The sequence below is a fragment of the Aureimonas ureilytica DSM 18598 = NBRC 106430 genome (assembly GCF_000382705.1).
Lineage (GTDB): Bacteria > Pseudomonadota > Alphaproteobacteria > Rhizobiales > Rhizobiaceae > Aureimonas > Aureimonas ureilytica.
The window spans coordinates 184,392-204,526 of record NZ_ARQE01000003.1 but is presented as its reverse complement, the minus strand read 5'-3'; the positions used below and the strand labels follow the sequence as shown (position 1 = coordinate 204,526).

At 68.7% G+C, this 20,135-nt stretch carries 19 protein-coding genes; 13 read left to right on the top strand and 6 right to left on the bottom strand.

All coding sequences use genetic code 11. From position 1 onward, the window contains the following. The first annotated feature begins 36 nt into the window (after positions 1-36). The 4 genes from xylA to B146_RS0108170 all read left to right on the top strand — a co-directional run bounded on the left by xylA (position 37) and on the right by B146_RS0108170 (position 4,244). Positions 37-1,359, top strand: coding sequence for a xylose isomerase (gene xylA / locus B146_RS0108185; protein ID WP_019995944.1), 1,323 nt, complete (start codon positions 37-39; stop codon positions 1,357-1,359). 197 nt (positions 1,360-1,556) lie between these two features. After that, on the top strand, positions 1,557-2,240 hold the full coding sequence (locus B146_RS25455) for a recombinase family protein (protein ID WP_019995943.1): 684 nt from the start codon (positions 1,557-1,559) through the stop codon (positions 2,238-2,240). A 188-nt stretch (positions 2,241-2,428) separates the two neighbouring features. After that, positions 2,429-2,710, top strand: a complete 282-nt coding sequence (locus B146_RS0108175) for a hypothetical protein (RefSeq protein WP_019995942.1) — start codon at positions 2,429-2,431, stop codon at positions 2,708-2,710. A gap of 58 nt (positions 2,711-2,768) precedes the next feature. Then, positions 2,769-4,244, top strand: a complete 1,476-nt coding sequence (locus B146_RS0108170) for a UdgX family uracil-DNA binding protein (protein WP_019995941.1) — start codon at positions 2,769-2,771, stop codon at positions 4,242-4,244. Positions 4,245-4,378: 134 nt separating this feature from the next. On the opposite strand, the gene B146_RS27650 is transcribed toward B146_RS0108170, so the two are convergent. Further along, positions 4,379-6,505, bottom strand: coding sequence for a HAMP domain-containing methyl-accepting chemotaxis protein (locus B146_RS27650; RefSeq protein WP_205753717.1), 2,127 nt, complete (start codon positions 6,503-6,505; stop codon positions 4,379-4,381). A 528-nt stretch (positions 6,506-7,033) separates the two neighbouring features. On the opposite strand from B146_RS27650, the gene B146_RS0108160 reads away from it, so the two are divergent. Together B146_RS0108160 and B146_RS25445 are read left to right on the top strand one after the other, a co-directional pair. Beyond that, a complete protein-coding gene (locus B146_RS0108160) occupies positions 7,034-8,503 on the top strand; it encodes an ATP-binding protein (protein ID WP_051091532.1) in 1,470 nt (489 codons plus the stop codon). Positions 8,504-8,688: 185 nt separating this feature from the next. After that, complete coding sequence (locus B146_RS25445) at positions 8,689-9,024, top strand: ATPase inhibitor subunit zeta (protein ID WP_019995938.1); 336 nt, start codon at positions 8,689-8,691, stop codon at positions 9,022-9,024. Between the two features lie 4 nt (positions 9,025-9,028). Here B146_RS25445 and B146_RS25440 read toward each other — a convergent pair whose 3' ends face one another. Then, the gene (locus B146_RS25440) at positions 9,029-9,610 is read right to left on the bottom strand and encodes a DUF2585 family protein (RefSeq protein WP_019995937.1); all 582 of its coding nucleotides are present in this window, start codon (positions 9,608-9,610) and stop codon (positions 9,029-9,031) included. A 266-nt stretch (positions 9,611-9,876) separates the two neighbouring features. Here B146_RS25440 and B146_RS0108145 point away from each other — a divergent pair, with 266 nt between their 5' ends. The 4 genes from B146_RS0108145 to B146_RS0108130 are packed head-to-tail and all read left to right on the top strand — an operon-like array spanning position 9,877 to position 14,760. Further along, positions 9,877-11,136, top strand: coding sequence for a glycosyltransferase (locus B146_RS0108145; RefSeq protein WP_019995936.1), 1,260 nt, complete (start codon positions 9,877-9,879; stop codon positions 11,134-11,136). After that, complete coding sequence (crtY, locus tag B146_RS0108140; RefSeq protein ID WP_019995935.1) at positions 11,133-12,302, top strand: lycopene beta-cyclase CrtY; 1,170 nt, start codon at positions 11,133-11,135, stop codon at positions 12,300-12,302. The genes B146_RS0108145 and crtY overlap by 4 nt, the downstream gene beginning before the upstream one ends. Beyond that, complete coding sequence (locus B146_RS0108135) at positions 12,299-13,810, top strand: phytoene desaturase (RefSeq protein WP_019995934.1); 1,512 nt, start codon at positions 12,299-12,301, stop codon at positions 13,808-13,810. The genes crtY and B146_RS0108135 overlap by 4 nt, the downstream gene beginning before the upstream one ends. After that, positions 13,807-14,760 carry a phytoene/squalene synthase family protein gene (locus tag B146_RS0108130; RefSeq protein ID WP_019995933.1) on the top strand — a complete coding sequence of 318 codons (954 nt, stop codon included), beginning with the start codon at positions 13,807-13,809 and terminating at the stop codon, positions 14,758-14,760. Before B146_RS0108135 ends, B146_RS0108130 begins: the two co-directional genes overlap by 4 nt. A 6-nt stretch (positions 14,761-14,766) precedes the next feature. Here B146_RS0108130 and B146_RS0108125 read toward each other — a convergent pair whose 3' ends face one another. From B146_RS0108125 to B146_RS25435, 4 genes are all read right to left on the bottom strand, one after another. After that, complete coding sequence (locus B146_RS0108125) at positions 14,767-15,168, bottom strand: helix-turn-helix domain-containing protein (protein WP_019995932.1); 402 nt, start codon at positions 15,166-15,168, stop codon at positions 14,767-14,769. 1 nt (position 15,169) lies between these two features. Then, the gene (locus tag B146_RS0108120) at positions 15,170-15,472 is read right to left on the bottom strand and encodes a type II toxin-antitoxin system HigB family toxin (protein ID WP_026358446.1); all 303 of its coding nucleotides are present in this window, start codon (positions 15,470-15,472) and stop codon (positions 15,170-15,172) included. Between the two features lie 45 nt (positions 15,473-15,517). Then, complete coding sequence (locus B146_RS0108115) at positions 15,518-16,030, bottom strand: sterol desaturase family protein (protein WP_040408407.1); 513 nt, start codon at positions 16,028-16,030, stop codon at positions 15,518-15,520. 67 nt (positions 16,031-16,097) lie between these two features. Further along, positions 16,098-17,036: a polyprenyl synthetase family protein gene (locus B146_RS25435; RefSeq protein WP_019995928.1), complete on the bottom strand. Its 939-nt coding sequence runs from the start codon at positions 17,034-17,036 to the stop codon at positions 16,098-16,100. Positions 17,037-17,266: 230 nt separating this feature from the next. Between B146_RS25435 and fni the strand changes: the two genes are divergently transcribed. The 3 genes from fni to rpe all read left to right on the top strand — a co-directional run bounded on the left by fni (position 17,267) and on the right by rpe (position 20,116). Continuing rightward, positions 17,267-18,307, top strand: coding sequence for a type 2 isopentenyl-diphosphate Delta-isomerase (fni, locus tag B146_RS0108105; protein WP_019995927.1), 1,041 nt, complete (start codon positions 17,267-17,269; stop codon positions 18,305-18,307). A gap of 87 nt (positions 18,308-18,394) precedes the next feature. Then, positions 18,395-19,441, top strand: coding sequence for a class 1 fructose-bisphosphatase (locus B146_RS0108100; protein WP_019995926.1), 1,047 nt, complete (start codon positions 18,395-18,397; stop codon positions 19,439-19,441). Positions 19,442-19,444: 3 nt separating this feature from the next. Beyond that, positions 19,445-20,116 (top strand): ribulose-phosphate 3-epimerase, encoded by a 672-nt coding sequence (gene rpe / locus B146_RS0108095; RefSeq protein WP_019995925.1) that lies wholly within the window; start codon positions 19,445-19,447, stop codon positions 20,114-20,116. Positions 20,117-20,135: the final 19 nt, after the last annotated feature.

Genomic DNA, 20,135 nt, shown 5'->3' with positions numbered 1-20,135 from the left:
CCGGCCTGTCGCCGCGCCCGACAGGCGAGGACCGCCATGACTGAGGCCAAGGGTTTCTTCGGGCTCGATTCGAGCGTGCGTTTCGAAGGCGAGGGGAGCACCAATCCCCTGGCGTTCCGCTACTACGACAAGAACCGGCAGGTGATGGGCCGGTCCATGGAGGACCAGCTCCGCTTCGCGGTCTGCTACTGGCACTCCTTCACCTGGCCGGGCGGCGATCCCTTCGGCGGCGAGACCTTCAACCGCCCCTGGATGCGCCAGGGCGGCGATCCGCTGGCCAAGGCCAAGGAAAAGGCCGAGGTCGCCTTCGAGCTGTTCCGTCTTCTCGACGCGCCCTTCTTCACCTTCCACGACGTGGACGTGGCGCCGGAAGGCGAGACGCTAGGTGAGTCCATCAAGAACCTCAACGTGATCGCCGACATCTTCGAGGAGAAGATGAAGACGCACGGCACGCGCCTTCTCTGGGGCACGGCGAACCTCTTCTCCAACCGCCGCTACATGGCGGGCGCGGCGACGAACCCCGATCCGGACGTCTTCGCCTATGCCTGCGGTCAGGTGAAGGCGGCGATCGACGTCACCAAGCGGCTCGGCGGCGAGAACTATGTCTGCTGGGGCGGGCGCGAGGGCTACGAGACGCTGCTCAACACCGACATGAAGCGCGAGCTGGACCAGCTCGGCCGCTTCCTTTCGATGCTCGTCGACTACAAGCACAAGATCGGCTTCGACGGCCCGATCCTGATCGAGCCCAAGCCCAAGGAGCCCTCGAAGCACCAGTACGACTTCGACACGGCGACGGTCTTCGGTTTCCTTCAGAAATACGACCTCGTGAAGGACGTGAAGCTCAATCTGGAGCAGAACCACGCGATTCTCGCCGGTCATTCCTTCGACCACGAAGTGAAGCTGGCCTATGCCAACGATCTCTTCGGCTCGCTCGACATCAATCGCGGCGACGACCTTCTGGGCTGGGACACCGACCAGTTCGCGATGGACGTGACGGAAATGACGCTCGTCTTCCACGAGATGCTGAAGCAGGGCGGCTTCACCACGGGCGGCCTCAACTTCGACGCCAAGATCCGCCGCCAGTCGATCGACCCGCAGGATCTCGTGATCGCGCATGTCGCCTCGATGGACGCCTGCGCCCGCGCGCTTCTCTCGGCCGAGCGGATGCTCGCCGACGGCGCGCTCGAAAAGCCTCTCGCCGACCGCTATGCCGGCTGGGACAAGGCCGAGAATCAGGCGATCCTCGCCGGTGAGACGAGCTTCGAGACGGTGGCCGAGCGCGGCCTCGGCCTCCAGCCGCAGCCCCGTTCGGGCCGCCAGGAATATCTGGAAGGCGTCGTGAACCGCTACGTCTACTAAGAGCTGGGAAAGATCCGACCCGCCAACCCCGCAGGGTCTCGTTCCCGGCTCTAGAGCCAGCGGCATCGATGGAAACGCCGGGCGGAGCCTTCTCCGCCCGGCGTTTTCGCGTTCGTCATCGGGTGAGGCGGCCGCTTGACGGGGGAAGGGCGCGGGGCGCACACAGAGGGGGACCCTCTCGTGACGGACCCCGCGCCATGGCCCGAATCGGATATGCCCGCGTCAGCACCGCCGATCAGGACCTGACGCTGCAGGTGGGCCGGCTGGAAGCCGCCGGCTGCACGATCGTGCGCGCCGAGAAGCAGTCCGGCCGCTCCGTGGCGGGGCGGGGCGAGCTCGAAACCATCCTCCAGTTCCTGCGCGAGGGCGACGAACTGGTGGTCGTCCGGCTGGACCGGCTGGGTCGCTCGACGCGCGACGTCCTCAACATCGTCCACGATCTCGACAAGGTCGGCGCGTGTCTCCGGGTGCTCGATCCCGAACTCACCACGCGCGGCGATCTCGGCCGTCTCGTCGTCACCGTGCTCGGCATGGTGGCCGAGATGGAGCATCGCTTCATTCTGGAGCGCCAGCGCGCCGGCATCGAGGCGGCCAAGGAGCGCGGCGTCTACAAGGGCCGGCCGCGCACCGCGCCCAATGGCGAAATCCGCCGTCGCCGCGCCAGCGGCCAGGGCGTCACCGAGATCGCCCGCGCGCTGAAGGTGTCGCGCATGACGGTCTACCGCGCGCTGGCCTCCGAGGACGAGGCGGGCAAGGCTGCACCGGGCAAGGGCGCGTCGGGCCAGAGCGATGCGGGCGAGGCCGCGCCGGACGAGGCCGCGACGGCGCGTGAGGCACGAAAGAGCGCGCCCCGTGCGCCTCGGCGCTCGCGTCCGGGGTGAGAGCGCGGCGATCTGGTGAAATTCGCGCGAAAACCGGCTAAAAGCGGGGTGCATTCGCGCGCTTTCTGCTAGAGGCGCGAAAGGCGTGGCAAGTCCTGCCCGTCCTGCGGAAGGCTTCGACGCGATCCACCGGAACAACCGCTCGCCCGTTGCCTTCTTCTCTCCAGCCGAACCCAAGGAGACCGACCATGCTGACCGAAACCAAGACCGACGAGATCTCCGAACAGATCGCGGCGATCTTTCAGGGCATGGAGCTGGACGATGTCGCCAGCATCCTGAAGATCCAGCTCGCGATGCTCGTGACGCAGGGGACCGAGGACGCCGACGCCGCCATGGAGTTCCTCGACGAAATCTACGAGGACGTCGAGCAGATGGTCGAGTCCTTCCCCTTCGGCGAGGAAGAGGACGAAGAAGACGAGGACGAGGACGAGGCGGCGGACGACAAGGACGCCAAGCCCTCCTCCAACTGAGACGGTTCACGCGGGGCGGCCTTGGGCCGCCCCGTTCGATTCAAGGGGTGGGGTCGAGATGTACGAGGTCCGGCTGGGCTATCCCGCCGATTTCGAGGGCTGGCGGGACGCCGCGCGGCGCGCGCTCGCGCTCGGCATCGCGCCCGAGGCGCTGAGCTTCACGGTGGGGGAGGGGGCGGGCGGCCTCTTCGCCGAGCCTTTGCCCGAAGCCCCAGCCAATGCGCCGCCCTTTTCCGTGCCGCGCAGCTTTCCCGATCTCGCCCGCAAGCTCGTCTGCCATGCCGACCCGGAGCGCTTCGGCTTCGCCTATCGCCTCCTCTGGCGCCTGCAGGAGGAGCGCAAGCTTCTGGAAATCCGCGCCGACCCCGACATGGCCCGCGCCCACGAGATGGAAAAGGCGGTTCGGCGCGACAGCCACAAGATGAAGGCCTTCGTGCGCTTCCGCGAGATCGAGACGGAAGCCGGCGGCCATGTCTATGTCGCCTGGTTCGAGCCCTTCCATCACGTGGTGGAATTCACCGCGCCCTTCTTCATGCGGCGCTTTCCCGGCATGATCTGGAGCATCCTGACGCCCAAGCGCTCCGTGCATTGGGACGGCGCGGAACTCGTCTTCGCCGACGGGGCCGACCCCGCCGACAAGCCGCCCGAGGACGCGATGGAGGCGCTCTGGCTCACCTATTACCGCTCGATCTTCAATCCGGCGCGGTTGAAGGTGAAGGCCATGCAGGCCGAGATGCCCAAGAAATACTGGCACAACCTGCCCGAGGCCGCCCTGATCGAGCCGCTCGTGCGCGGCGCCGAAGAGGCGTCGCGTCGCATGATCGAAACCGCGCCGACCCTGCCGAGTTTGCGTCATGAACGGGCAAGGGAGCGTGGCGAGATGGGACGAGGAGCGAAGGCCCCGGTGTTCAACGGCTTCAACAAGCCACCGGACGACCTGGAGGAAGCGCGCGAGCAGGCGATGCATTGCAAGGCCTGCCCGCTCTGGGAGCCGGCGACGCAGACCGTGTTCGGCAAGGGACCGGCGGATGCGCCCGTGATCTTCGTCGGCGAGCAGCCGGGGGATCAGGAGGATCTGGCGGGCGAGCCCTTTATCGGTCCGGCCGGCAAGGTCTTCGACGCCGCGCTCGCGGCCGCCGGCATCGACCGCTCCCAGGCCTATGTCACCAATGCCGTGAAGCATTTCAAGTTCGAGCCGCGCGGCAAGCGGCGCATCCACGCCAAGCCAAACATGGGCGAGGTGAAGGTCTGCCGCTGGTGGCTGGAGCAGGAGCGCGAGCTGATCCGCCCCAAGCTGATCGTGGCGCTCGGCGCGACGGCGGCGGCCTCCGTGCTCGGCCATGCTGTGACGATCCGCGACACGCGCTCGCGCCTCATCGATCTGCCGGACGGGGAGACCAAGCTCCTCGTCACGGTCCACCCCGCCTATATCCTGCGCCTGCCCGACCCCGAGGCGCAGCGCCGCGAAACCGCGGCCTTCGAAGAGGATATGGGCCGCGTGAAGGCCGAAGTGCCGGAAATCGCGCTCGGCTGAAAGGCATTTGCCCGAGGGGCCCTTGCCCGAGAGTTCCTTGCCCGACAGGGCAAGAGCCGACACGTGAAAAAAGACGCGGCGGGCGATTGGATCGCCCGCCGCGTCTGGTCATGTCAGCCTATCCGGTGGGCGTGTCAGCCGCTCATGCGCTCGAAATTGCTGTCGAGGTCGAGCGCGAAGCCGTTGCCCTTGTCCGCGGCGCCCTTGGTCCTGGCGGCGCCCTCCGGCGGGGTGAACTGCTGCGCCATGGCCTGCAGTTCGCGCACGTTGGGTTTCGCCGAGGCCTTCGAGCGGGCCTGGACCGGGGCGGCGGTCTCGACCTTCGCGCCATGCTGGTTGGCGACCTTGAAGAAGCTCGCCCGCTCGGCGAGGCGACGCGATTCGCCCGACAATTGTTCGGCCGTGACCGACATCTCGTTGGCTGCGCCACTGGAGGCCTGCGTGACCTGATCGAGCTGCGTGACGGAGGCGACGGTCTGCTGCGTCACCTGGTCGAGCTGCGTGATCGCCTGGTTGATCTGCTCGGCCCCGATATTCTGCTCGCGGCAAGCGGCGGAAATCTCGGCGACCAGCTCGGCCGTGCGGCGGATGTCGGGCACCAGCGCGCCGAGCATCGTGCCGGCTTCCTCGGCGACCCCCAGCGTTTCGCCGGACAGATTGCTGATGTCCAGGGCGGCCTGCTGCGAGCGCTCGGCGAGCTTGCGCACTTCGGACGCCACCACCGCGAAGCCCTTGCCGTGCTGCCCGGCGCGGGCGGCTTCGATCGCGGCGTTCAAGGCCAGAAGGTCGGTCTGGCGGGCGATTTCCTGAACCACGGAAATCTTCGCCGCGATGATGCGCATCGCTTCCACCGACTTCTGCACCGCTTCGCCGCTGCGCGTGGCATTGACGGCCGCGAGCGTCGCGATCTTCTCGGTCTGCGAGGCGTTCTCGGCGTTCTGGCGGATGTTGGCGGCCATTTCCTCCATCGCGGCGGAGGCCTGTTCGGTGGCGGCGGCCTGTTCCGAAGCGCCCGAAGACAGACGCTGCGTCGTCGCGGCCTGCTGCGTGGAGCCGGCCGAAAGCTGTTCGGCGGTCACGGCGGCCTGGGTCGAGCCGGCGGCCACCTGCGAGGCGGAGTTGTTCACGTCGGTCGCGATGTCGGAGAGGTTCTCCACCATCTGCGCCATGGCGCGCTGGAGATCGGCGATCTCGTCCGTGCCCTTGGGCTCCACACGCTGGGTCAGGTCGCCCTGCGCGATGGCGTTGGCCAGCGCGACGGACTGGTTGAGCCCCCGCGAGATCGACAGGGCCATCCAGATCGCGGCGCCCGCGCCGAGAAGAACCGCGCCGACGAGAACCGCGATCAGGGTCGTCGACGTGGTGCGGTAGGCGGCGGCGGCTTCCTCGAGGAAGGAGGTTGCCCGGTTCTGGGCCGTGGCGAGGACCTCATCCAGACGCTCATAGACTTTCGCCGCGAGCGGATTCTGCTTCTGGGTCAGGAGCGTCTGGGCCTGGGCCATCCAGTTCGCGACGCCGTAATCGCCGTAGCGGCGAAGCTTGGCGAAGAGGTCGTTGGCTTCGACCTGAATCTGATTGACGGCCGAATTGGAGGACGGCGGAAGAACGGTGGAAAGCTGCGCCAGCTGCGACGACACGTTCTGCTTCATCGTGTCGATGCGGGCGCTGGCCGCGCTGATCGCACTGGTGTCGGACAGAAGAAGCGCTTCCACCGTGCTGAGGCGGGCCGTTTCGAGAGATTTCCGCAGGGCTTCGAGCGCCGCGTTGGCCTCGGCCGGTGCATTGGCGCCCAGCTGGTCGATCTGCGCGTAGATCCGCTCGATCGGACCGGTCGTCTCCTCGAGCATCTTCTGACCGGCGTCCACGTCGGCCGAGGCTCCCACGCGCAGCGTCTCGGCCGAGACGGAGCGGAACTCGTCCAGCATCGGCTTCAGATCGGCGAAATTGCCGCGAACCTCCGGAGGCATGGAGGACAACAACTTGTCGAGATCGGCCTCCATCTCGGTCCAGGCCTGATTGTAGTCGGCCTTGATGACCGCGATGTCCGCATCCGAGACCAGGAAGAGCGAATCAAGGATCGTGCGCCGGACGATCGTCACGTTCTCCTGAATATTCTTGGCGCTCTGGACCTGAACGAAAGGCCGTTCGCTGAAGCCCACGAGCATGTCGTTCGTGTTCTTGAGGCTGAGCATCCCCAGTCCGCCGATCGCGGCGGCCAGGATCAGGACACCGCCGAATCCGGCGGCGAGCTTGGTCTTCATCGTGATCCGCATAGTTCCTTTCCGACATCCCGATCGGATCGATCAGAACGATGCCTGCCAGTTTCGTTCGAATTATCGAAATATTGGAGCAAATGCGTGTAGATTCGATGAACCGAAACAGTGCGTCTGGTGATGGGTAAATCGAGGTAAACCGATCTTTACTGCGATCATCATTCGCGGAAATGACGATCGACTTGTCAGAATGTATTAAGCAAGGGAGACATACGGTTCCGGGGTGAGGCCTGGCCGCCATGCGTCTGACCGCGCGCGCCCTCCTGCCGCAGCGTGAGAGCCGCGCCGAGGCGGCCGCGACCCATGCGCCCAGGCCCCCGCGAAACTGTGGATGGGGTCGGCTCGTGGGTTTGAAACCGCAGTGGCGCCCGTTAGATAGGTCGATCCAGACGCTTTCGGGCTCCCCCGGCGCGCCGCGCTTCGCGACGTGCCCCGAGCCCCGTTTTTCCGGAGATATGCGCTTTGACCAAGGTCGCGGTCGATCTCGGAACCACCGCCACGGGCGAGCCGGCGGAAATGGATCTGGAGGAGTTGCTCTCGACCCGCCTTCTCGTGCAGGGCAATTCGGGGTCGGGCAAGTCGCATCTCTTCCGCCGCGTCCTGGAGCAGAGCGCGGGCTGGGTGCAGCAGGCGATCATCGATCCGGAAGGCGATTTCGTGTCCTTTTCCGAGCGCTTCGGCCATGTCGTGGTGGAGGCCGATCGCACGCCTTCCGAACTCGGCCGCATCGCCGCGCGCATCCGCCAGCATCGCGCCTCCGTCGTTCTCAATCTGGAAGGGCTCGACGCCGAGGTGCAGATGAGCTGCGCCGCCGCCTTCCTGAACGGGCTGTTCGACGCCGACCGGCATTACTGGTTTCCGATGCTGATCGCCGTGGACGAGGCGCAGATCTTCGCGCCTTCCATGGCCGGCGAGGTGGCCGACGAGGCCCGTCGCATCTCGCTCGGCGCCATGACGAATCTCATGTGCCGTGGCCGCAAGCGCGGTCTGGCGGGGATGATCGCGACGCAGCGCCTCGCCAAGCTCGCCAAGAACGTCGCGGCGGAAGCCTCGAACTTCCTGATGGGCCGCACCTTCCTCGACATCGACATGGCGCGCGCGGCCGATCTTCTGGGCCTCGACCGGCGGCAGGCCGAGCGCTTCCGCGATCTCGAACCCGGCCATTTCGTGGCGCTCGGCCCGGCTCTCTCGCGCCGGCCGATCCCGATCCGCATCGGCCCGGTGGAAACCGCCGGCCGCTCCGGCCGCCCCGTCCTGATGGCGCTGCCCGAGGCCAGCCCCGAGGCCATGGCGGACCTCATCTTCACGGCCGGCGCCGACGAGCCCGACACGCTGCCCGCGCCCGTGCGCCGCGAGCCGCTGCCGACGCGCGAGCTTCTGGAGCGCGTCGCGGCCAACCGCGCGGGCGCCGCGCCCGCGCCGCAGCGCCTGGAGGAGGAGGCCGAGCCGGACCCGGAGGCCGAGGCCGAGCGGCAGGCGGTGGTGGACGCGATCTTCGCCGACCTCATGGCCGACCCGGAAGCCGCGTTCCGGCCCGTTCAGATGCTTTATCAGGACTTCGTCACCCATTGCCGCCTGAAGCGCGTCGGCGACGGCGGGCTCGACATGGCGGGTTTCCGCCGGCGTCTGGCGCTGGCGCGCGCCGGCGTCGGCGCGGCGGCCGAGGACGAGAACTGGATGGAGGTCGTGCGGCGCTCCGAGGAGCTGCCCGAGGACATGCAGGGCGTCTATCTCCTGCTCGCCAAGGCGGCGCGCGACGCCGCGCCTTGCCCGAGCGACGAGGTTCTGGCGCGCGCCTATGGCAGCCACTCGCCCTCGCGCGGGCGCTTTCTCCTCACCTACATGGCCGAGCGCGGCTATATCGCGGCGGAAACCGACTTTCGCGGCAATCGCGTCGTGTCCATCGCGGGCAGCGACTGGCGCACGGGGGCGGGCACGTCGGGCAAGCGAACGCCGGGCACGACGCCCCGGATGCGGCGGGCCTGAACGGCCTCCCACGCGCCTCCCTCGATCGTGAGGTCAGGTCGGCCGCCGCGTTAAGACATTTGAAGCAAATTTTTCTCGCGATCGATTCAATTGAGTCCTTTTCGACAAGCCGGTTTTGAGGCGTCGGGGTGCATTGTCCTCCCATGCCGCAGCGGAAAGCGGCCAGGGGAAAAGGGATAAGCCAGATGTCGATCGATCGCCGCCGTGACCTGCAGGAAAAGCTTTTCGTCTCCCATGAGCGCCGCTCGTTCGACGAGCGCGCCCGCGCCGACCGCGAGGTCGGCCGCTGGGCCGCCCAGCAGCTCGGCCTCGAAGGTCAGGATATCGACGCCTATGCCGGCACGGTGATCAATGCCGGCGTCGTCTCCCGCGAGGGCCGGGGCGGCTTCGACAAGGTGGCGAGCGATCTCGCCGCGATCGGCCTCTCGCTCGACACGATCCGCATCCGCTACGCCGCCGCCATGGACGAGTGCATGAATCTCGGCCGCTCGGTCGCCACGGCCAACCCGCTCTACGCCTGATCGTTCAAAGGCTCACCCCGAGCAGACGCAGGCTCCCCAGGATGAAGCCATCGCCGATCGCATAGGCGATGGCTCCCTCCAGGGCCAGGACGAGCGCCACGGTGGCGGGGACGGGGAGTCCGCGCGCCAGAAAGAAGCCGGCGGCCACGAACAGCGTGTCGCCGAAGGCGTTGAGAATGCTGTCGCCCTCGTAGCTGGGCGAGCCCGGCGCATCGCCGAACATGGCGATGATCGCGGGCGTGTTCTCGATCGCTTCCCAGATCGCGCTGGAGGCGAGCGCGGTCAGGAACATCCAGCTCAAGGGCCAGCGCGGCGCCATGCGCCGGATAAAGGCGTAGAGCCCGACGCCATAGATGACATGAAGCGCGGAATACCAGTCCGCGAATTGCTGCGAGGCGCCCGGCGAATGCGGGTCGCCATCCCACAGGGCCACCGTGCCGCAGGCGCAGGCGAGGGGGCGGTCCATCCAGCGCAGCCAGACGGCCATCGCGGCGAGGATCGCAAGGCCGACCGCGATCTGTCCCGCCCAGCCGGTCGGGAAGACCGGAAGCGACCGCGCCTCGTGCGGGTGCGTCAGATGGCTCATGGCGGACACTCCAGATCACCGGCGCACCCGGCCAGGGGCCGACGCAACCGATGCACGCATGATACTCGGCAAGAACGCGCGCGGGCGCCCGCCGGTTGCGCGCGCTGGGGCGCCAGCCTGTCGCACGAGCGCGTGAGGCGGCCCTCTGCCGGACCGTTTGCCGACGGTGAATTCCCGCGCACGGGCCGATGGATCGCGCGCCGCGTCGCACCATATGATGGGCCAGGGCGCGCGACCCTCGCGCACCGTCCCCGCCGCGCTTGCCCATGTCCCGTTTTCTCCTCGTCTGCCCGCCTCTCGTCAGTCACGTCCGCGCCTTCGAGGCGGTGGGCGAGGCTTTGGTGGCGCGCGGGCACGAGGTCGCCTTTCTCCTCAATGCCGGGGGCGGCGCGCTGGTCGGCTCGCCCGAATTCGCGGTTCTGGAGGTGGAGCCCGGCGAGGCGGCGCCGACCCTCACCGACCGCCCGACCGGCCTGTTCGGCATTCTGCGCACGGTGCGCGAAGGGGCGCAGCGCACGGCGAGCCTTTGCCGCGAGGGGCCGCGCCTTGCCGTGCTCTGGTGCCCCGACGCCGTTCTCGCCGATCAGATGGAGCCGGCCGGCGCGCTTCTGGCCGAGCATCTCGGCCTGCCCTTCGTGTCGCTCGCCGCCGCCCTGCCGATCGACCCCGAACCCGCCATTCCCTCGCCCTTTCTCGGCTGGCCCTTCGATCCCTCGCGCGAGGGCCTGAAGCGCAATCGCGGCGGGGCGCGCGTCGCCCGCCTTCTCCTGCGCCGCCAGCGGGAGACGCTGCGCGCGGCCTGCCGCGATCTGGGCATTCCCGAGCGCGAGCGCATGGAAGACTGCCTGTCGCCGTTCGCCACGCTTTCGCAGACCGTGCCGGGCTTCGACTATCCGCGCAGCGCCTCGCCAAGGCTTCACGCGCTCGGCCCCTTTCGCGCGTCCGGTGTCGCCGAGGCGCCGCTGCCGTTTCGCCGCGACCCCTCGCGCCCGCTCGTCTTCGCCTCGCTCGGCACGCTCCAGGGCCATCGGCTCGACCTCTTCCAGGCCATCGCGCGCGCCTGCCGGACGCTCGACATCCAGCTCGCCATCGCCCATTGCGGTCGCCTGTCGAAGGCCGAGGCCGCCTTGCTCGACGCCGACATCGTGACCAATTTCCTGCCCCAGCGCGCGGTTCTGGCCGAGGCCGATCTCTGCGTTTCCCATGCCGGGCTCAACACCGTGCTCGACGCGATGGAAGCGGGCGTGCCGGTTCTGGCGCTGCCGATCGCCTATGATCAGCCGGGCGTCGCCGCGCGCCTCGTCCACCATGGCGCGGGCCTGCGCCTGCCCTATCGCCGCCTGTCGGCGGGGCAGGTGGCCGAGGCGCTCGGCCGTCTTCTTCTGGAGCCCGACTTTCGCCGGGGCGCGGCGCGGATCGGGCGCGAGATTCAGTCCGCCGGCGGAGCGGAAGCGGCGGCCGACTGGATCGAACGCCTCGTCGCCGCGCCCGCCCCCGTCCGCGCGAGGGAGCCCGAGCCCGCATGAGCCAGCCCCCTTACGATCTGATTCTGGCGGGCGGCGGTCTTGCCAACGGGCTGATCGCCCATCGCCTGCGCGAGCGACGGCCCGACCTGCGCTTTCTCGTGGTGGAGGGGGCCGGCACGCTCGGCGGCAATCACACCTGGAGCTTTCACGACGGCGATCTCTCGCCCGTCGAGCATGACTGGATCGCACCCTTCGTCGCCCATCGCTGGCCGGGCTACGACGTGCGCTTTCCCCGCCGCGCCCGCCCGGTCGCCACCGGATACGCCTCCGTTTCCTCCGAGCGCTTCGCCTCCGTCCTCCACGAGCGGCTCGGCGAGCGCCTTCGCCTCAGCGCGCCGATCCGCGCGCTTTCGCCGACCTCCGTCACGCTCGAAGACGGGCAGCGGATCGAGGCCCGCGCGGTGATCGACGGGCGCGGACAGCGCCAAAGCGCGCATCTGACGCTCGGTTTCCAGAAGTTCCTCGGCCAGGAATGGGAGACCGACGCGCCGCACGGTGTCACGCAGCCCGTGGTGATGGATGCGAGCGTGCCGCAGTCGAACGGCTATCGCTTCGTCTATGTCCTGCCCTTCTCGCCGACGCGCCTCCTGATCGAGGACACCTATTACGCCGACGACGCCGCGCTGGAGCGCGATACCTTGCGCCAGCGGATCGCCTCCTATTCCGAGGCGCGCGGCTGGCGGCTGAAGACGCTCCTGCGCGAGGAGGACGGCATCCTCCCGATCGCGCTCGGCGGCGACATGGACCGCTTGATCGAGGAAGCGCGGGGCGTGCCGACGGTCGGCCTCGCGCGCGCCCTGTTTCACCCGACCACCGGCTATTCGCTGCCCGACGCCGCGCATGTCGCCGATCTCGTCTGCGCCGCGCCCGACCTGTCGCCGGAGGCGCTGGCGCGGCTTCTCGCCCAGCACGCGCGCAACCTGTGGAGCGACCGCGCCTATTTCCGGCTTCTCAACCGGCTCCTGTTCGGGGCGGGCGAGCCGGCCGAGCGCTATCGGATCCTCGAGCATTTCTACCGGCTGCCCGATCCCCTCGTGGCGCGGTTCTACGCCGCACGGCTGGAATTTTCCGACAAGTTGCGCATCTTCGTCGGCAAGCCGCCCGTCTCCGTGCGCGGCGCCCTTCGAATCCTCGCCGCCCCGTCCCGTCTCAAGGATACCGCATGACCGCTTCCTCTTCCTCGACCCCGTCCCGGCCGCAGACGGCCATCGTGATCGGGTCGGGCTTCGGGGGGCTGTCGCTGGCGATCCGTCTTCAGGCGGCGGGCATCCGGACGACGCTTCTGGAAAAGCGCGACAAGCCGGGCGGCCGCGCCTATGTCTACGAGGATCAGGGCTTCGTCTTCGACGCCGGGCCGACCGTCATCACCGATCCGAGCGCCCTTCGCGAGCTCTGGACGGCGGCCGGGCGGCGCATGGAAGACTATGTGACGCTTCTGCCCGTCAGCCCCTTCTACCGGCTCTGCTGGGAAGACGGATACCAGTTCGACTATGCCAACGATCAGGCCGAACTCGACCGGCAGATCGCTGCCAAGAGCCCGGCCGATGTCGAGGGCTATCGCCGCTTCCTCGCCTATAGCCGCGCCGTGTTCGAGGAAGGCTATCTGAAGCTCGGCACCGTGCCCTTCCTGCATTTTCGCGACATGATCCGCGCCGGCCCACAGCTCGCCAAGCTCCAGGCCTGGCGCTCGGTCTATGCCAAGGTCTCCGAATTCATCGCCGACGAGCAGCTTCGGCAGGCCTTCTCCTTCCATTCGCTTCTGGTCGGCGGCAACCCGTTCGCGACCTCCTCGATCTATGCGCTGATCCACGCGCTGGAGCGCGAATGGGGCGTGTGGTTTCCCAAGGGCGGCACCGGCGCGCTGGTGCGCGGCATGATCAAGCTCTTCGAGGATCTGGGCGGTCGCGTCGAACTCTCGGCCGAAGTCGCGCGGATCGAGACCGAAGACCGGCGCGCGACGGGCGTCACGCTCCAGGACGGGCGCCGCTTTCCGGCCGACCTCGTCGCCTCCAATGCCGACGTCGTCCACACCTACGACGCGCTTCTCGGCCACACGCAGCGCGGCGAGAAACAGGCCAGGCGCTTGAAGTCCAAGCGCTTCTCCATGTCGCTCTTCGTTCTCTATTTCGGCCTGAAGCGCCATCAGCCGCAGCTTCAGCACCACACGGTCCTGTTCGGCCCGCGCTACCGGGCGCTGATCGACGAGATCTTCAAGGCCAAGACGCTGGCCGGCGACTTCTCGCTCTATCTCCATAGCCCCTGCGCCACCGACCCCTCGCTCGCCCCCGACGGCGCGGGCAGCTACTATGTGCTCTCGCCCGTGCCGCATCTCGGCAACGCGCCGCTCGACTGGAGCGTCGAAGGCCCGCGCTATGCGGATCGCATCTTCGACTATCTGGAAGCGCGCTACATGCCGGGCCTGCGCGCCGATCTCGTGACCCATCGCATCTTCACGCCGGACGATTTCAAGTCCGAGCTGAACGCCCATCACGGCTCGGCCTTCTCGCTCGACCCGATCCTGACGCAGTCGGCCTTCTTCCGCGCGCACAATCGCGACGACGAGATCCGCAATCTCTATTTCGTCGGCGCGGGCACGCATCCGGGCGCCGGCGTGCCGGGGGTCGTCGGCTCCGCCAAGGCGACGGCCGGCCTGATCCTCGACGCCGCCGCATGAGCGAGGAGCCGAGCGCCGCGCTCGACCGTTTCGCCGAAGACGCCATCGCCAAGGGCTCCAAGAGCTTCGCCGCCGCCGCGCGCCTGTTCGACCGGGAAACCCGGCGCGACGTGATGCGCCTCTATAGCTGGTGCCGCCATTGCGACGACGTGGTGGACGGGCAGGAGGGCGGCCAGGGCCAGGTCGTCTCGCCCGTTCCCCCGGAGGCGCGCATCGCCGCGCTTCGGGAGGACACGCGGCTGGCCTTGGCGGGCGAAGGGGCGGGGCTCGACCCGAGTTTTCGGGCGCTCGCCGCGGTCGCCCGGCGGCACCCGATGCCGCCCGAATGGTTCGAGGAGCATCTCAAGGGCTTCGCGCTCGACGTGGAGGGCCGGCGCTACGAGACGCTGGACGAGCTTCTTCTGTATTGCTGGCATGTCGCGGGCGTCGTCGGCGTCATGATGTCGACGGTCATGGGCGCGCGGGACGAGGCGGTTCTCGATCGCGCCGCCGATCTCGGCCTCGCCTTCCAGCTCACCAATATCGCGCGCGACGTCGTGGCCGATGCCGGCGAGGGGCGCGTCTATCTCCCGCTCGCCTGGCTGCGGGAGGAAGGCCTGCGGCCGGCCGATCTCAGCGATCCCGGCCATGCCGACGCCGTCGCGCGGCTCCAGGAGCGGCTCGTCGCCGCCGCCGAGCCCTATTACGCCTCGGCCCGCCTCGGCATCGACCATCTGCCGCGCCGCTCGGCCTGGGCCATCGCCACCGCCGCGCGGGTCTACCGCCGCATCGGGCTGAAACTCGTGGCGCAAGGGCCGGCGGCCCACGGCCGGCGCGTGTCCACGGGCAAGGCCGAAAAGCTCGGCGCCATTCTCACCGGCGCCGCCATCGCCCTCAGCCCCCGCCGCCCGACCCAAGCGCCGCGCGACATGGGCCTTTGGCGCCGGCCAAGGCTCGGGTCGGCAGGGTGAGGGGTCTTAGACCGTTTCCTGCAGCTTTCCGCTGAGATGGTAGGGCTTGACCAGCAGTTCGGCCGGGATATGCCAGCGTGTCGATATCTTGTGGATCATGTCCACCGTCAGGGCCCGTTTGCGCGCCAGCACTTCCGACGCGCGAGGTCGTGATCCCAGGATCTCGCCCAGTTCGATCTGGCTCCGGCCCTGTTCCTCGATCGCGTGACGAAGGACGTCGATCGGGTCCGGCGCTTCGATCGGCCAGCGACGCGCCTCATAGGCTTCCACAAGCGTCGTCAAAACGTCGAGCCTGTCACCGTCTTGCGATCCTTCCGGCGCGTTCCAAAGCCGCTCGATTTGCGCGAGGGCAGCGGCATGATCCTCGTCGGAGCGAATGGGTCTGATTTCCACGACATCCTCCAGCAAACTAGAACAAGGAGACGGTCAGGGCATCGATGCGATCATACTCCGCATGCGTGCCGACGAACTTGATGAAGGCGATCTGACGTCCGAAGTCGAAGGCGACGATCATTCGATACTGGCCACCGCCGATCTCGAAACGCACCCTCTCGGCATTCAGAACCTTGGCCTTGGAGAAACTCGCCTGCACATCCGCCATGCTGCGCCACGAGGCCGCCTTCGCGATGGCGAACCAGTGCTCGGCTGACGATGCCGCCGGCGGGTGTCGGCTCATGAAGGCGACGAGCGTTTGCCGCGCGATGATCCTCATTCGCCGACTCTAGCTTGTTCTCAAAATGGGAACAAGCCTGGGCGCTCAGTTCGCCGGACGGCGCTCGTCCTGTTCCTGGCGCACGCGGCCCGAGCGGCGGAGCTGGTCGGTGAGGTCCTCGACGGGCGGGGCGTAGAGGAAGCCGAAGGACACGCAGCCCTCGCGGCCCTTCACGGCATGGTGCAGCCGATGCGCCTGCACGAGGCGCTTGGCATAGCCCTTGTGCGGAATGTGGCGGAAGGGCCAGCGCTGGTGCACCAGCCCGTCATGGACGATGAAGTAGAAGAGCCCGTAGAGCGTGATGCCCGTCGCCACCGCCGTCACGAGCGGCAGGTCGGCCAGCGTGCCGACCGCGAAAAGGCCGATCGCGAAGATCGCGAAGACCACGGCGTAGAGGTCGTTCTTCTCGAACAGGTCGTCATGCGGCTCGTGGTGGCTTTCGTGCCAGCCCCAGCCCCAGCCGTGCATGATGTATTTGTGCGCGGCCCAGGCGACGATCTCCATCAGGAGGAACACGCCGAGGGCGACGAGAACGAGAACGATCCAGCTATCGGTCATCAGCAAGGCTTTCATGCGAGGCGGCGGCGCTCGAGCGCGGCGTGGCGCTCGTGCGCGGGTCGCGTTCCTATAGCGCGCCGAGCTCGAGTTCGCGCTGCTTTGCGGCCTCGGCCATGCGGCGGGGGCCGAGCGAGCGGTCGAACACGTCCATCAGGAGCGCTTCGAGGCGCGAGGCGGGGCCGAGCGCGGCGGCGAGATGGGCGCGCGCCTCGTCCACATGCCGGTCGATGCGCCGCCCGACCTGCTCGGGGCCGATGATGGAGACGATCGTGGACTTGGCGGCGTCCTTGCCGATGTCCTTGCCGAGCACCACTGCGCTCGGGCCGGCGACGTCGAGAAGATCGTCGAGCAACTGGAAGGCGAGGCCGAGCTCGCGCGCGAAACTCGTCAGGCTGGCGCGGCAGTCGGCGCCCGCGCGCGAGACGATGGCGCCGAGTTCCACGGCGGCGGTGAAGAGCGAGCCGGTCTTCAGGCCGTTGGCGGCGTCGATCTCGCCGACCGGCCGGGGGCCGCGCCCGCCGCGAAGGTCCTGATACTGGCCGGCGACGAGCCCGCGCGTGCCGACCGCCTCCGCGAGCGCCAGAACGCATTCGCCGCGCTGCCCGCCATCGACGCCAGGCAGGCGCGCCAGCGTGCCATAGGCTTCCGACAGAAGCGCGATGGCGCAGAGAACCGCGACATCCTCGCCATGGGCGCGGTGCAGCGTCGGCTGGCCGCGCCGCAGCTCGGCATCGTCCATGCAGGGCAGATCGTCCAGGATGAGCGAGGCGGCATGCACCATTTCCAGCGCGCAGCCGGCATCCAGCGCCGCCTCGTGCGAGCCGCCGAGCGCCTGCGCGACGAGAAGCGTCACCAGCGGGCGAAGCCGCTTGCCGGGCGTCAGCACGCCGTCGCGCAGGGCGAGGTCGAGCGGCGACTGTCCCTCGATCACGCAAGGGGTGAGCGTGGCGAGCCGCCGGTCCACCTCGGTCAGAAGATCGCGGGTCGTCTGCGGTCCGGCTGTCATCGTCGCGTCGTCACCTTTGCAAGCGTTTCGTCAGGGCCGGCGAACCGGCCATCGGAAAGCCGATTGGGAATTAGTAGCACTCCAGGCGGGTTCGGGAAGGGCGACATATGAAAACCGACCGATCTCTGCGACGAATGGCCTTATCGGGCCGCGCTCTGGTCGCCACCGCGATTGGGGCTAGAACCACGGGCGGAGCCCCGAGCCGAATCGCCGATATCGAAGGAACCGCCGTGCCAGACGCCGACATCCGCTCGCGAAAGGGTGATCACCTCGACATCGTGCTGCGCCCCCGCCTTGAGGCCCGCCGCGTGGACAGCGGTTTCGACGCCGTTCGATTCGAGCACGCCGCGCTGCCGGAGCTGGATCTCGACGAGGTCGATCTGTCGACGAGCTTTCTCGGGCGCCGGCTCGGCGCGCCGCTCCTGATTTCCTCCATGACCGGCGGCATGGACCGCGCCGCGCGCATCAACGCACGGCTGGCCGAGGCCGCCGAGACGCTGGGTCTGGCGCTCGCGGTCGGCTCGCAGCGCATCGCCATCGAAGGGCGCGGACAGGGCGGGCTCGATAAGGAACTCCGGCGTCTGGCGCCGAGCGTCCCGATCCTCGCCAATATCGGCGGCGCGCAGCTCCTCGCCGGCTGGGGCGTGGCGGAAGCCCGCCGCGCGGTGGACATGATCGAGGCGGACGCGCTGATCGTCCATCTCAACCCGCTTCAGGAAGCCGTGCAGCCGGAGGGCGATCGCCGCTGGCGCGGGCTTCTCGGCGCGATCGAGGCGCTGGCGCGCGATCTCGGCCGGCCGATCGTTGCGAAGGAGGTCGGCAACGGCCTGTCCGGGCGGCTGGCGCGGCGGCTGATGGATGCGGGCGTCGCGGTGCTCGACGTCGCGGGGGCAGGCGGCACGAGCTGGGCCGCCATCGAGGCCGAGCGCCTCGGCGACGAAGGCGCGCGGGCCACCGCGCTTCTCTTCGCCGACTGGGGCATTCCGACGGCCCGCGCCATTCGCGACGTGCGCGCCAGCTGTCCCGACGCGGTGGTGGTCGGCTCGGGCGGCGTGCGCAACGGGCTCGACGCCGCCAAGGCCATTCGCCTGGGCGCCGACATCGCCGGCCAGGCGGCGGCCGCCCTGCCGGGCGCGGACCAGTCCACCGAGGCCGTCGTCGCCCATTTCCGCCAGGTCATCGCGCAATTGCGCATCGCCTGCTTCTGCACCGGCTCGGCCGACCTCGCGGCGCTGCGCCACGCGCCGCTTCTGTCGGGCGAGGACGGGTAGCGTCGCCGGCCCTTTTTCGGTTTGCGCCGCGCGCCGCATCCTTTATCGAAAACCGCAAGTCCGTGAGGGGACGCAAGGGGAGATCGCATGACCGCCACGCTCGACGAGTATTTCGCGCCCTTCGCTAATCGGAGCCCGACCGGGCGGGACGTCGCCGCGCTGCTCGGCCATCTGGCCGAGGCGGCGGCCAAGCTCCAGGGGCTGATCAGCGCCGGGGCGGGCCTTGGCGGCGCGCGCGCGACCTCGGCGGACGGCGCGGCCAATGGCGGCGGCGACGTGCAGAAGGTGCTCGATCTCGAAGCCGACCGGCTCTTCGTCGCGGCGGCCAAGGCCTCGCCCGTCGCCTTCTACGGCTCGGAAGAGCAGGACGCGGCGGTCGCCATGAATCCCGAGGGCACGCTGGCGCTCGCCATCGACCCGCTCGACGGCTCCTCCAATATCGAGACCAATGTCTCGATCGGCACGATCTTCTCGGTTCTGCCCGTCGAGGCCGAGCACCGGGCCGATCCGGAATCGGTGTTCCGCCAGCCCGGCCGGCGCCAGCTCGCCGCCGGCTTCTTCGTCTACGGGCCGCAGCTTCTCCTCGTCGTGACGGTGGGCGAGGGCACGCATGTCTTCGGCTGGTCGCCCGAAACGCGGCGCTTCTCCTTCGCGCAGACCCTGCGCATTCCCGAGGACGCCAAGGAATATTCGATCAACGCCTCGAACGCCCGCCATTGGGACGCGCCGGTGCGCCTTTATGTCGACCAGTGCCTCGCCGGCAAGGACGGCCCGCGCGGGCGCGACTTCAACATGCGCTGGGTCGCCTCCATGGTGGCGGACGCCTATCGCATCTTCGTGCGCGGCGGCGTCTATCTCTATCCCGGCGACAGCCGCAAGGGCTACGCTGCGGGGCGCATCCGCCTTCTCTACGAGGCGAGCCCGGTGGGCTTCTGCGCCGAACAGGCCGGGGGCGCGGCGACGGACGGCCTCCATCCGATCCTCGACATCGTGCCGGAGGGCCTGCACCAGCGCACGCCCGTCGTGTTCGGCTCGCGCAACGAGGTTCTCGAAATCGGTCGCATCCTGGCGGACCCCGACAGTCTCGCCGCCGAATCCCCGCTTCTCCTGCATCGCCCGACCGGAGGAATCTGAGCCTTGGCCGCTGACCTCGTCATCGCCCCTTCCATCCTGTCCTCCGACTTCTCGCGCCTCGGCGAGGAGATCGCGGCGGTCGATCGCGCCGGGGCGGACTGGATTCATCTCGACGTGATGGACGGGCATTTCGTGCCCAACATCACCTTCGGTCCGCCGATCGTGGCGGCCGTGCGCGGCGCATCGAAGAAGTTCTTCGACGCCCATCTCATGATCGAGCCGGCCGATCCCTATCTCGAAGCCTTCGCCAAGGCGGGCTGCGACGGCATCACCGTCCATGCCGAGGCGACGCGCCATCTCGACCGCTCGCTCCAGGCGATCCGGGGCCTCGGCTGCAAGGCGGGCGTCGCGATCAATCCGGCGACGCCGGAGACCGCGATCCAATACGTGCTCGACCGCGTCGATCTCGTTCTGGTCATGACGGTCAATCCCGGCTTCGGCGGCCAGAGCTTCATCCGCTCGACGCTGGAGAAGATCCGCCGCGTGCGCGCCCTGATCGGCGACCGGCCGATCCGCCTGCAGGTGGACGGCGGCGTCGCGCCGGATACGATCGGCGAGATCGTGGCCGCCGGCGCCGATACGTTCGTCGCGGGCTCGGCCGTCTACAAGGGCGGGACCGAAGCGGCCTACCGCGCCAATATGGACGCCCTGCGGGCGAGCGCGAAACGGGGCTGAAACGACGGGCTGAAGCCAT